Here is a 12764-nt window from a genome sequence, read left to right on the forward strand (position 1 = left end):
GTGCCCGAGGAGAAGACGTGGATTCCCGATTGAATGCTTTTCTTGAACGCGCCGAGTCGGTTCTGACGCGAATCGAACCACTGTTGCCGGCACCGCGCCCCGTCATTGACTGGAACACATGCCTGGCAGCGCGCTGGCAGCGTGACGGTCGCAGCGGCTACCTGTTGCCGCTGGAAGTCAGCCTCGACATGCGTCTGTCCGACCTGATCGGCGTCGACCGTCAGCTGGAGCAGTTGGGGCGCAACACGCAACAATTTCTTGATGGCATGCCGGCCAACCACGCCTTGCTCTGGGGTTCGCGCGGTACCGGCAAGTCTTCGCTGGTGCGTGCGTTGCTGGCCGAGCACGCCGGTGCCGGCCTGCGTCTGATCGAGATCGAACGCGATCACTTGGCTGACCTGCCACGGGTGGTCGAGCAAGTCGCCAAATTGCCGCAACGTTTCGTGCTGTTCTGCGATGACCTGTCGTTCGAATCCGGCGAAGGCGACTACCGCGTGCTGAAAAGCGTGCTCGACGGTTCGCTCGAGCAGGCACCCGACAACGTCTTGCTGTACGCCACTTCCAACCGCCGCCACCTGGTGCCGGAAAAGGAAAGCGACAACGAAAACTGGAAGCGCGTCGACGGCGAACTGCACCCGAGCGAAGCGGTGGAAGACAAGATCGCCCTGTCTGACCGTTTCGGTCTGTGGCTGTCGTTCTACCCGTTTACCCAGGAACATTTTCTCAACGTCGTCGAGCACTGGATCGGCCAGTTGGCCGCCGAGGCCGGCCTGAGCTGGCAGCGCGACGAAGCACTGGACATCCTCGCCGTGCGCTGGGCCACCGGCCGCGGTAATCGCAACGGACGTTGCGCGTATCAATTCGCCCGCTACTGGGTGGGACTGAAATTGCTGGAGCACAAGGCATGATTGATTTGCAACAAAGCGGCCAGGGCCTCGAAGGCTACGGTATGTTGGCCGCGCAACTGGAATCGCTACTGGCGGACGAGCGCGATTTCATCGCCAATGCCGCGCAGTTCTCGGCGTTCCTGTTCAACCAGCTCGATGATCTGAACTGGGCCGGTTTCTACCTCAATCGCAACGAAGAGCTGGTGCTCGGCCCGTTTCAGGGCCAGATCGCTTGCGTGCGCATCCCGTTCGGGCGCGGTGTGTGCGGCGCTGCTGCTGCCAGCCTGCAAACCCAGCGCGTCGAGGATGTGCATGCTTTCCCCGGTCACATCGCCTGCGACAGCGCGTCCAATAGCGAACTGGTTGTGCCGTTGGTCAAGGACGGACGCCTGATCGGCGTGCTCGACCTCGACAGCCCGAAGCTGGCGCGTTTCGGCGCCGAGGATCAGGCCGGCATCGAGCAACTGGCGGCGATTTTCCTGCGCCTGACCGACTGCTGATCAACCGCTGAGGCCAGCCTTGTGCAACAGGCTGGCCGTATCCACGCTGTCGATTTGCGCGGGATCAAGAAACCGCGTCGCGTACTGCAGGTACACACCCTCATTGATGAACAGGCCGAACAGCGGCGCATCGATGTGCGCTTCACGGCACATGGTCGCCATGATCCCCAGCGCCTCGCTCAACGACTTGGCTTTCTTGTAAGGGCGATCGGCGGCAGTCAGCGCTTCGAAAATATCGGCAATCGCCATCATCCTCGCCGGCAGGCTCATCTCCTCGCGTTTCAGCCGTTTCGGATACCCGGTGCCATCCATTTTTTCATGATGACCACCGGCGATCTCGGCAATGCTGTCCAGGTGGCCGGGGAAGGGCAGGTGGCTGAGCATCATGATCGTCTGCACCATGTGATGGTTGATGATGTAGCGCTCTTCACGGGTAAGGGTGCCGCGGGCGATCTTCAGGTTGTGCAGCTCGCCGCGGTTGTACTTGTACTCGGGTACATCGAGTTTGAAGCCCCAGGGGTTGTCCTCGGGGATCAGCTCGTTCTTGTCGCGTTCGATCAGATGCTCGGGTTTGTCGGCGAGCAGTGTTTCACTGACGGGCAGCGTCGCCGCCGGTGTTTTTGCCTGGCGGCGGTTTTCTTCCCATGACACACCGAGGCGATCATCCAGTGTGCGCAGCCATCTGCGTTGCGCGACTTGCTCGAGGCGCAGCAGATCGGCCTCGGCCATGGCCTCGCCACCGAGATTGCAGCGGGCGACAAAGGCGAAGTCGTCGTCGAGCATCAGCAACTCACTATCACGGGCGCGGGCCAGCGCCGCTTCGTCTCCACCGCTTGCCAGCGTCTGCCAGTAGTTGATCCACACGTCACGCTTGAGCACCTCGAAGCGGGTGCGGATTTCGTGGATGCGGTCGTTGATGGTCTCGAGCTTGGTGGCCTTGTCGACTACGTATTCCGGCGTCGTGACCTTGCCGCAATCGTGCAGCCACGCTGCGATGTGCAACGCCTCCCATTCATCCTCGCTCGGTTGGTAAGCGCTGAACGCCGGGTCCTGGCTTGCCGCAGCGGCCTGGGCGAGCATCAGCGTCAATTCCGGAACCCGCTGGCAGTGGCCACCGGTGTAGGGGCTCTTGGCATCGATCGCGCTGGCGAGCAGTTGGATGAAGGCATCGAGCAGTTGTTTCTGCCGCGCTTGCAGACGCTGACTTTCGATGCTCACCGCCGCCGCGCCGGACACCGCCTGCAAGAAGGCGATACGATCGGGGCGCAGCTTTTCCAGATCGCCCGGCGCGCCGCTGTCATTGACCAGCAGAATCAGCAGGCCGATGGTTTCGTCGTGCTGGTTGTGCAGGCGGATACCGATCAAGTGGATGCGCGGTGATTCCATGGCCAAGAGGATTTTCTGCAAGTCGCCGGCCTGATCGAAGCCCAGATGGCTGACGGTATTGTTGGCGCTGGCCAGTTGCTCGAACCACGCCGGGCCGGTGTTCTTATGCAGCTCGCGTCCCTCAATGTCGAACGCCTCCAGCTTCCGCGGCACGCCATCAATCACCAGTCCATAAGGTTCCATGCGCGCGCCGTCGGCTTCGCGCAGGTAGATCAGACCGGCCTGTGCCTGAGCGATCTGCACGGTTTCGAACAGCACGCGTTCGAGTAGCGGGGCAAAACGGGTTTCGGCGCAAAGGCTGTCGGTGATGCGGAAGAAACTGCCGAGGGTTTCTTTCATCCGCGCCATCGACAGGCTCAATTGATCGACTTCCAGTACGGGCGAGCGGCGCGCCAGCGGGGAACTGAAGTCGAAGCTGCGGATGGCGTCGGCTTCTTTGACCAAGGCATGCAGCGGCTTGACCAGAATCCGCGAAATCACCCAGCCCAATGGCAGGCACAGCAACAGGATGGCGAGGGTGATCAGCGCGCCTTGCCAGCGCATCCGGAACGCATCCACCAGCAATTCGTCTTCCGGCACCAGCAGCGCCAGTTGCAGACCTTTCGGCCCGCCTTCCTCGATGCTGGTGCGCGCGACGATCCATTGCCGATCGTTTACTTGCAGACGCTTGCCGATAGTGTCGGAGCTGAGCAGCGCGTTCAGCTCAGGGCTGAGATCGGCCGCTCTGGCCAGACGCGCAGTGCGGTCATCGATGATCAGGCGATGGCTGTCGTGATAGGCCACGGCGTTGCCGTCGGTGTCGTACAACGCGATTTCTGTCGAGGGCGTGACCCGGTGCTTGCCCAGGGCGGTCGACAGCGAAGCGAGGGTCAGATCGGCGCCGATCACGGCATTCTCGCCGCTGCGCCGGGCCAGCGTGGTGCCGACATTGTGGGTCGAGAAAAATACATAGGGCTCGGTGGTGATCTGCCCGGCCTGTTGCAGGGCGTCGCTGAACCAGGTCCGGCTGCGCGGATCGTAAGGCTCGTCTGGATGATCGCGGCGGCTGAGCGGCGTCAGTGCCTGATCAAAGAACAGTGATTGCGAGCGTACAGTGCCTTGCGGCTCGTGCTCGATGCTCCAGACCTGATAGGCCGCCGCTTCAGGCGCCTGAAGCTGTGCCTTCAGAGCCGGAGTGCGCAGCGCGCGCACCATGAAGAAATCGCCATTGGCGTAACCCAGATACAACGACGCCAGCGCCGGGTTATCGGTGAGCGACTGGCTGAAGGGTTTGAGCAACGGCAGGCGTTGTTGCAGATCGCTCGCGTGGGCCGCCGGGGTGTCCGCCAGCAGGCTCAGCAGGTTGCGGATCGGCTGATAGGTTGCCTGCAGATCGAGGCGTACATCCTGCTCGATGCGGTCAAACAGCTTTTCGCTGCTCGACAGGATGATCTGCGTGGTCTGGTGATAATTGAACAGGCCCAGCACCACGCCCGTAAGCAATAAAAGAAAGGTGAACATGACGCTGATGTGCACGTGCAGCGGCAACCGGCGTTGCTCGGGGCGCAGTGGGCTGTGCATTGCTGGCTCTCCATGAATGTTTAACTCACTGCTCAGCGTCCAAGCATAGTTAAGACTCGCTGTCTGTGCCTTGATCGGCCAGGGTCAATTGCTGCTGCAGGGCCTGCGCCAGTTCGAGCATCGCCTGACTGGTTGCCGCCCAGCGACGGGCAATCTCCTGTGATGCGAGCGCTTGCTCGCAAGCGGCCTCAAGCTCATCGCAACATTCGATCAACCGCGAGGCCTGCGCGATGCGTGCTGCGCCCTTGATCTTGTGCGCAACCACCGCCAGCGCTTCGCGATCATCCTCGGGTGACAGCCTGAGCAGTTCCTCGCGGTCGAGGCGGCTGCTCTTGAGCAGCTCCACCAGCATGCGTCGGGTTTGCCCGGGGTTGTTGCCGGTCAGCAAGCTCAGACTTTGCAGATCGAACACCGAGGCCGGTGAAGCCGGCGTGATGCCGTCGATCCACTGTCCGAGCAGGGTCAGACTCAACGGTTTGAACAGGCAGTCGTCCATGCCGGCGAGCTTGCAGCGCTGGACTTCTTCCGGCTGAGCATTGGCGGTGAAACCCAGCACGGTGCACGGCGGGCGATGGTTTTGCAGTTCAAGCTGGCGAATCCCACGGGTCATGTCATAGCCGTTCATCAAGGGCATGTTGCAGTCGACGATCACCAGATCGAAATGATCGGCCTTCCACCGTTCGAGGCCGCTGCAGCCATCTTCGGCAATGCTGAAGCGATGTCCGAGAAACTCAAGTTGCTGACACATGAGCAGACGGTTGGCCGGATGGTCGTCGACAACCAGGACATGTAACGGCATGGTCGCGGGCTTGATCAACGGTTCGCTTTTCGGCGGATTCGCCTTTGCCGGCAGGCTGTCCAGCGGCAGCGATATGCACACCTGAGTGCCGATGCCGGGCTGGCTGCTCAACTGCAGTTGTCCGCCCATCATTTCGCACAGGTTGCGACTGATGACCAGCCCCAGTCCGGCGCCGTTTTTTGCCTGCCGACTGCCGTTTTCCGCCTGCGAGAATGGCTCGAACAAGCGCTGTTGATCTTCGGCGCTGATGCCTGAGCCGCTGTCCTGCACGGTCAGCTGCATCAATGTTCGCCCAGCAGCGTCTGCCGGGATCAGGTCGAGGGTGATCCGCACGTGGCCACTGTCGGTGAACTTGATAGCGTTGCTGACCAGGTTGGACAGCACCTGCTTGAAGCGCAGCGGATCCAGATGCACATCCACAGCCGGGTGCGGCGGGTTGAAGACGACTTGCAAGGCAAGGTTTTTCTGCCGCGCGAGGCCGTCGAAGATGCGTGCAACGGAGGTCACGGTATCGACCAGATTGATCCATTCCGGGGACAGGCTCAGACGCCCGGATTCGATGCGGGCAATGTCGAGGATATCGCCGATCAGCCCGAGCAGATCCTTGGCCGAATGGTAGGCCGTGTCGATCGATGCGCGATCGGGGTGTTGCGGATCGATGCGTCGCAGGGTCAGTTCGAGCATGCCGATTACGGCGTTCATCGGCGTACGGATCTCATGGCTCATGGTTGCCAGGAAGGTACTTTTGGCCCGGTTCGCCTCGTCCGCCTGTTCTTTCGCCGCACGCAGTTTTTCAAACAATTGGCGGCGTTCACTGATGTCTATCCAGCCGCCGATAATCCCTTGAACGTCACCGCTGGAGTCGCGGTAGGGAAGAATCCAGTGGTAAATCGTCAGACGGCGGTTGCCGATGTGCAGGGGCCGGTCGAGGATCAACGGAATGCCTTCGGCAATGACTCTCTGGTAATCGGCCTGGAATGCCTCGGCCTCGCATGCGTTGCTCAAGGTGCCCTGCATCACGCCTTTGCCGATGATGTCCTCGCGTCTGGCGTTGAACGCTTCGAGATAACTGTCGTTGCAACTTTGCAGCAGACCCTGGCGATCTCGCACGTAGATCGGGTGCGGCGTGCCGTTGACCAGCGAGCGCATGAACTCCAGTTGATCGTTCAGCGCACGTTCGGCAGCCTGGCGTTGTTTGATCTGGTGGCGCATGTAGGCGTTCCAGGTCAACAACAGCAGCAGGATCAGACCGGCGGCTGCGACTACTTGGTAGAACAGGCGCTGGTAGTTTTGCCAGATGTTCTGTGATGCCGTGGAGTAACCGCGCCAGCGGCCGTTGATCACGCCGAGCTCCTCGGGAGCGATGCTCAGCAGCGCCTTGTTGATGATCGAGGCCAGTTCGGTGTTGTCACGGGCGGTCGCCAGCGAGAAGGCTGCCTGACTGGTGCCGATCGTGGTGGTGATTTGCAGTGGCCGATCGAATATGCGCGAGGAGATGAAATAGTTGGCGATCACCAGCGAGTTCACCGCACCGTCGACATGGTTGTCGGCGAGCATCGACACGGCGCTGAACGTGTCGGGGGTTTCGATCAGTTCGATGCCCGGAAAATTCTCATGCAAGTAGGCGACCAGCGGATTGCCTTGGGCGATCGCCAGACGCTTGCCTTTGAGTTGGCCCAGATTGGTCGGGCTGTCGGCGCTTTTGCGGGTCAGCAGCACGTAGGAATTTTCCAGATACGGGCGACTGAAGCTCAGGTTTTTTTCACGTTCGGCGCTGGGCAGCAGGGCGGCAATCAGATCGGCTTTGTGGTTGTCGATCTGCCTGATCATTTCCGCATCGTTGCGGCTGCGCTGAACCTCGAAACGCAGGCCGGTACGCAAGCGGATCAGCTCGAGCAGGTCGGCGCTGATGCCGCGGAAATTGCTGGCGCTGTCGAAGAAGGTCAACGGTGCGTAAGCTTCATTGACCACCACGCTGACGACGGGATGCTGCTTGAGCCACTTTTCCTCACGATCAGTCAGCTGCAGTTTTCTGTCAGTGAGCAGCAGGTCGCTGCCGGCGCTCCAGCGCTTGGCGATGTCGTCGCGCTGACTGCTCGGGATCGCTGCGAGCACCGTGTCGATGATGCCCAGCAGCTGCGGATTGCTGCGCCGCACGGCGAAGCTGAAGCCATGGGCTTCCTGCTTGCCGAAGTTGGCCATACGGACATTGTTGAGATAGCCCTTGTTGATCATGTAATGGGTGGAGAGGGTGTCGCCGAGAAACACATCGGCCTGGTCGAAGGCCACCGCGTTGATTGCGTTCTGGTAGGACGGATAGCAGGTGATCAGCGCTTTGGGATACAGCGCTTTGATCTCGGGCACCGGCAGGTAGTGATACACCATGCTCAGGCGCAGCCCGGCGAGGCCTTCGGTCAGCGAGCGGGTTTCGTCCTCGCGGGTTACCAGTACCGGCTGATCGATCGCATAGGGTCTGGAAAGCGCGAGGTTGGCATTGCCTGCTTCGTAGCCGTTGGCTGTGCCAAGCAGGTCGATCTGGCCATCGATCAAGGCGCGAATTGCAGCCTCGCGCGAGGGAAAGCGTTGCACGCGAATCGGCAAACCGGTGGCCTGACCGAGAATCCCTGCGTAATCGGCGGTCAGTCCCTCGTGGTCCTGGCCACTGACGGTCATGTCGAATGGCGGGTAATCAGGTGCGGAGGTACCCAGTTTCAGTTCGCTGCGAGTCTGCAGCCATTGCCGTTGTGACGGCTGCAGGACCGTTTGAACGGCCTCGGTGGCCGAGCGGCTGAGCAATGCATAGTCCGGTGAAGCGCTTGGCGCGGCGAGGGCATTGGCGCTCAGGTACAGAACAGCGCTCAAGGCAATCAGGTAGTCCTTTACACGGCTGGGCATGCGGAGTCTCACACGAGTGCGTTACGTTTGGCCATCTCGATAAGTTCTACAAGGGATCTGGCTTTGAGTTTTTGCATCAGACGCTTTTTATAAGTGCTGACGGTCTTGTTGCTCAGAAACATGCCCTTGGCTATTTCCTTGTTGGTACGTCCCTGAGCAAATAACTGCAATACCATCAGTTCGCGGTCATTGACGGATTTGAACAGTTCAAGTTCAGCGTATCGAGTGTCGTCGGCGCGCACCGGATTAAGCGCTTGACTGGGGAAATAGTTATAACCGGAAAGTACCGCTTTGATTGCGCTGACCAATTCGCTCAAGTCTTCCTGCTTGCAGACATATCCCGATGCGCCGGATTGCATGCAACGAATGCCGAACAGCGTAGGACACTGCGCCGTCAGAATCAGAATCTTGAAATTCGAACCCATGGTGTTGAAGCGGGCCAGCACTTCGAGGCCGTCCAGCTTGGGGATGCTGATATCGAGAATGACCAGGTCGGGCATGCATTCACGGACCATCTGCATGGCATCGACACCGTTATCGGTCTCGCCGACGACCTTGTAGCCTTCATGTTCCAGGAGCATTCGCACGGCGAGGCGGATGACCGGATGATCGTCCACAATAAAAACGGAGTTCATAAATAGAGTCCCATGCAAGCATGAATAAAGCGCGCACCTTAGCTCAGATGCATGAGCACTCGCATGGACTGGTAGTGTCGCGACTACGTTATCGGATTAATCCTACGCGTAATGAGGAAAGAGACTACGTTGAAATTAGGTTCGGCGTAAGGAAGGGCGAGCAATCAATTGACCGAAGATTGAAATGATCCGAAGGCCAATATTGATATTCAATTATTTGTCGGTGTTTAAAGTTGTGTTTAATCAGCGGTGTTTATTTGATCGGGTTAATGGGTCAAGCGTAGTTGAATCTCACCTGGTTCACAGGGGCATTCAGCAAAACTCTCATGGTGGTCAGCCGGTCAGATCAGTGACCGGCTGACCCCTCAAGACTCAGTGACTTGAACGCCCGGTCATTTCCAGTGCCATGTCACTGGCGTAACTGTCGGTCATGCCGGCGATGAAATCGATCATGCGCAGAAACGAGCTGTGCAACGAACCCTGCGGATCCGGCGCATTGTTGCCAAGCAAATCGAGGATGCGCCGGCTCTTGAACGACGGCGTGCGACCGTTGTGCTGCTCCAGCGCGGCGCCGCAGAACGAATTGAGCAGGATCTCCAGCGTCGTGTACGCGCCGATCTCATGCAGGGTCTTGCGTTTGTCCTGAAAGATTTTCTTGCGCGCGATGTCCTTGGCGTTCAACACGCAGCGCTTCGCCGGCCCGTGCATGTGTTCGACCAGATCGCCGTGCAGCGTGCCGGCGAGCAGAGCATCCTGCTGTTCGACAAATGCCCGCGCTGCCGCGTTGGTCAGGTGCTCGATGGCCTTGCCGCGCAGGATCGCCAGTTTACGCCGCCGGGAATCCTGCGGGCCGAGCTGGCGATAGGTTTCCGGCAAATCGTCGCCGACCAGACCGAGCAGCAGTGACTCGACCTCGGCATATTCGAGCAGCTCCATTTCCAGACCGTCTTCGAGATCGATCAGCGCATAGCAGATGTCATCGGCCGCCTCCATCAAGTACACCAATGGATGGCGTGCCCAGCGCTGGTCTTCGATTTGCGGCAGGCCGAGCTTGTGAGCGATCTGTTCGAGCAGCGGCAGCTCGCTCTGATAGCAGCCGAACTTGTGTTTCTTGTAGCCGAGGGAGTCGGCGTGGCGCGCGGTCCACGGGTACTTCAGGTATGTCCCCAGCGTCGCGTAGGTCAGGCGTGTGCCGCCGTCGAACTGGTGATATTCCAGCTGCGTAAGCACGCGAAAGCCTTGAGCATTGCCTTCGAAATTGAGGAAATCACCACGCTCGGCCTCGCTCATGCCGTCCAGCCAGCCACGCCCGGCGGCTTGTTGAAACCAGTGGCGAATCGCGTCTTCGCCGGAATGGCCGAACGGCGGATTGCCGATGTCATGCGCCAGGCAAGCCGATTGCACGACCATGCCGAGGTCGGCCGGGTCGCACCAGTCTGGCAGCGCGCTGCGCAAGGTTTCACCGACACGCATGCCCAGCGAACGGCCGACACAACTGACTTCCAGCGAGTGGGTCAGGCGGGTATGAATGTGATCGTTGCTGGTGACCGGGTGCACTTGGGTCTTGCGCCCGAGGCGGCGAAAGGCACCGGAGAAAATGATGCGGTCATGGTCTTTGTGAAAAGGGCTGCGGCCGAGTTCTTGTGGGCTGTGCAGCGGCTTGCCGAGGCGTTCGCGGTTGAGCAGGGTAGGCCAATCCAAGGCTGATTCTCTCCGTCTGGTGACTGATCGCCCTAGCTTCCCGGTTCGGCTGCGCGCCTGCAAGCGGAACTACAGACCCGCCGCATCGATATCGATCAGCAACAGCCGTTCGCCGTTATCGAAAAACTGCCCCGCAGTCAGGCAATACTGGTTGCTGGTGGCATCGCGATAGGTGTTCGACAGGGTCAGGCGGCGTTCTTCCCAGCCTTCGGCCAGCAGATGATAGAAGTACGGTCGCCACGACCAGTTGTGCCCCAGATAGCGGTCATCGGCGAACCAGCCGTCATGGCGCCATTCGAGGTTGGGCGTCAGTTGCGTGCCGTGGCGATCGCACTGATAAAAGCGCAGCAGCCAGGGAAACGCCTGCAATTGCGGCAACGCACTGAGCGGGGCGCGGGCCTGCGCCCATTGCTGCAGAATCGCCATCAGTTCGCTGAGCTGCTGACGCATCTGCATCAGCTTTCCGCGCTCGCTGAGTTTCTGTTTTACGTAGCGCTGCCTGAGTTGGGCGAAATGCGCGACGAAAGCATCCGTAGCGAAGAAGTCTTCCTGCGCCCGGGCGAAAAGAAAACCTTGTACGTAGCGCGAGCCGCACTCCAGGGCGAAATTCAGCTGTGCTTCGGTTTCGACGCCTTCAGCGATGATCCAGCAGCCGGTTTTTTCGGCCATCTGCGCAAGTGCTTTGACCACGTCACTGCTCGGTCCGCCGAGGGCCGCAGCCTGAAACAGGCGCATGTCGAGCTTGAGAATGTCCGGTTGCAGGGCCAGTACCCGATCCAGCTGCGAATAGCCGGCGCCAAAATCATCGATGGCGATTCTCGCCCCTGCGTTACGGTAGCGCCCGACCACGTGGGCCAGGCATTCGCTGTTACCGCCCAGTTCGGTGATTTCGAAGACGATGCGCTGCGGATCAACCTGGTGTCGCGCCAATTGCTTGAGGCTTGGCAGCGCTTGATCGGCGCGCAGGCGACTGATCCAGCGTGGCGACATGTTCAGGCTGAGGAACCACTCCGCCGGCGCTTCATGCAGGCGGCTGAGGGCGTGGTCACGGATCTGCCGATCGAGACGGCGCAAGGCGGTGGCCGGGGTCCGTGGGTCGGCGAACAATGGCCCGACCGAGGTCAGTTGACCATCGCTCTGGCGCAAGCGACCGAGTGCTTCGACACCAGCGATGCGGCCTGTGGCGGTATCGATGAAAGGCTGAAAACAGGCGAGCGGTTGCCCGTCGATCACGGCAAGTCCTTAATCTTGTTTTTGGTTTGGCCGCGCTTGCCGGATAGGCACGCGGGATGGAATCTCCCGATAAGGAGATTCATCCCGGCGCTATTGCAAGAATGTAGCCAGATGGGCGCTTCAGCGTTTGCCCGAGCTGTGCATGACCAGTCTGATCAGCGGCCCAAGCGTCGTGCCCAGACGCAGCAGTCGCGTCAAACCGCCACCACTGCTGCGTTTCGAGCCTTTGCCGGTGAGGAAACCCAGCAGCGTCACCGCCGCCACGCCCCACAACGGCGCGTGCTTGATGCCAAAACCGTCCTGCACGTTCTGCTTCATGCCACGCATGCGCTGCAACGGTTGCAACACTTGCGCGGTTTCGTGGCGGATTTCCTGACGGTGCATTTCCATGCGCAGGCGGATCAGCGCCTTGCGCATTTCCCGGCGTGAGCTGTTGTGCGGAAGTTCAGGCAGGCTCATGGCAGCAGGCGCTCCCGGTCGTTGGCCAGCTCTTCGAGCGTGCCGTGGAAAGGCGAGGACTCATCGAAAATCGCCGCTTTGAGGCGTAGGCCGCAGAAGATCGACGCCAGCGTGTAAAACACGCACAGGCCGATGATCGCTGCCAGGCGGTAGGTGTCCCAGAAGATGATCATCACCAGCGTCGACAGACCCACCAGCAACAGCAGGGCAAACACCAACGCCAGGCCGGCGAACAGCAGCAGGCTGACAGTGCGTGATTTCTGCTCCTGCAGTTCGATGCCGAACAGCTCGACATGACTGTGCAGCAGGCCCAGAACGGCAGCGCCGAGGCGACGCGTGGAGGAGGCGGTGCCCGCAGTCGGGCCGGATTCACCGATCGACATGATCAGCGCCGAGTTGCCAGCAGGCCGATCAGAAAGCCGACGCCGGCAGCGATGCCCACCGACTGCCATGGGTTGGCCGATACATAGTCTTCAGTAGCGGTGACCGCCGCCTGACCGCGTTCGCGCAAGGTGTCTTCAGTCACTTTCAGGGTTTCCCGGGCACGCAGCAGGCTGTCGTGAATCTGGGCACGCAGCTCATCGGCCTGATCGCCAGCGAGGGTCTTGGTGTGCTCGAGCAGGCGTTCGGTGTCGGCGACCAGAGTCTGGAAGTCGTTCATCAGGATTTCTTGAGCAGTCTTTGCCTTGATGCTGGCCATGGGTGGATC

10 protein-coding genes are annotated in these 12764 nt (G+C 60.3%); 2 read left to right on the plus strand and 8 right to left on the minus strand.

All coding sequences use genetic code 11. The features are described 5' to 3' along the window. Positions 1-17 precede the first annotated feature (17 nt). Together AB4N47_RS05060 and AB4N47_RS05065 are read left to right on the plus strand one after the other, a co-directional pair. Positions 18-908, plus strand: coding sequence for an ATP-binding protein (locus AB4N47_RS05060; RefSeq protein WP_341639388.1), 891 nt, complete (start codon positions 18-20; stop codon positions 906-908). After that, on the plus strand, positions 905-1387 hold the full coding sequence (locus AB4N47_RS05065) for a GAF domain-containing protein (protein ID WP_016770850.1): 483 nt from the start codon (positions 905-907) through the stop codon (positions 1385-1387). Before AB4N47_RS05060 ends, AB4N47_RS05065 begins: the two co-directional genes overlap by 4 nt. On the opposite strand, the gene AB4N47_RS05070 is transcribed toward AB4N47_RS05065, so the two are convergent. The 8 genes from AB4N47_RS05070 to AB4N47_RS05105 form a co-directional block, all read right to left on the minus strand. Then, positions 1388-4333, minus strand: a complete 2946-nt coding sequence (locus AB4N47_RS05070) for an HD domain-containing phosphohydrolase (RefSeq protein WP_460154427.1) — start codon at positions 4331-4333, stop codon at positions 1388-1390. It lies immediately after the preceding gene. 49 nt (positions 4334-4382) lie between these two features. Further along, the gene (locus tag AB4N47_RS05075; protein ID WP_341639390.1) at positions 4383-8027 is read right to left on the minus strand and encodes a transporter substrate-binding domain-containing protein; all 3645 of its coding nucleotides are present in this window, start codon (positions 8025-8027) and stop codon (positions 4383-4385) included. Positions 8028-8035: 8 nt separating this feature from the next. Further along, positions 8036-8662 carry a response regulator transcription factor gene (locus tag AB4N47_RS05080; RefSeq protein ID WP_016770847.1) on the minus strand — a complete coding sequence of 209 codons (627 nt, stop codon included), beginning with the start codon at positions 8660-8662 and terminating at the stop codon, positions 8036-8038. 372 nt (positions 8663-9034) lie between these two features. Further along, on the minus strand, positions 9035-10363 hold the full coding sequence (locus tag AB4N47_RS05085; RefSeq protein WP_016770846.1) for a deoxyguanosinetriphosphate triphosphohydrolase: 1329 nt from the start codon (positions 10361-10363) through the stop codon (positions 9035-9037). 69 nt (positions 10364-10432) lie between these two features. Then, a complete protein-coding gene (locus AB4N47_RS05090; protein ID WP_341639391.1) occupies positions 10433-11596 on the minus strand; it encodes an EAL domain-containing protein in 1164 nt (387 codons plus the stop codon). A gap of 120 nt (positions 11597-11716) precedes the next feature. Further along, positions 11717-12055, minus strand: a complete 339-nt coding sequence (locus AB4N47_RS05095; RefSeq protein WP_016770844.1) for a hypothetical protein — start codon at positions 12053-12055, stop codon at positions 11717-11719. Then, on the minus strand, positions 12052-12438 hold the full coding sequence (locus tag AB4N47_RS05100) for a phage holin family protein (protein WP_008079909.1): 387 nt from the start codon (positions 12436-12438) through the stop codon (positions 12052-12054). The genes AB4N47_RS05095 and AB4N47_RS05100 overlap by 4 nt, the downstream gene beginning before the upstream one ends. Before the next feature lie 2 nt (positions 12439-12440). Next, a complete protein-coding gene (locus AB4N47_RS05105) occupies positions 12441-12755 on the minus strand; it encodes an ElaB/YgaM/YqjD family protein (protein ID WP_016770842.1) in 315 nt (104 codons plus the stop codon). Between the last annotated feature and the right edge of the window lie 9 nt (positions 12756-12764).

This window comes from Pseudomonas sp. S3_G06 (assembly GCF_054667565.1).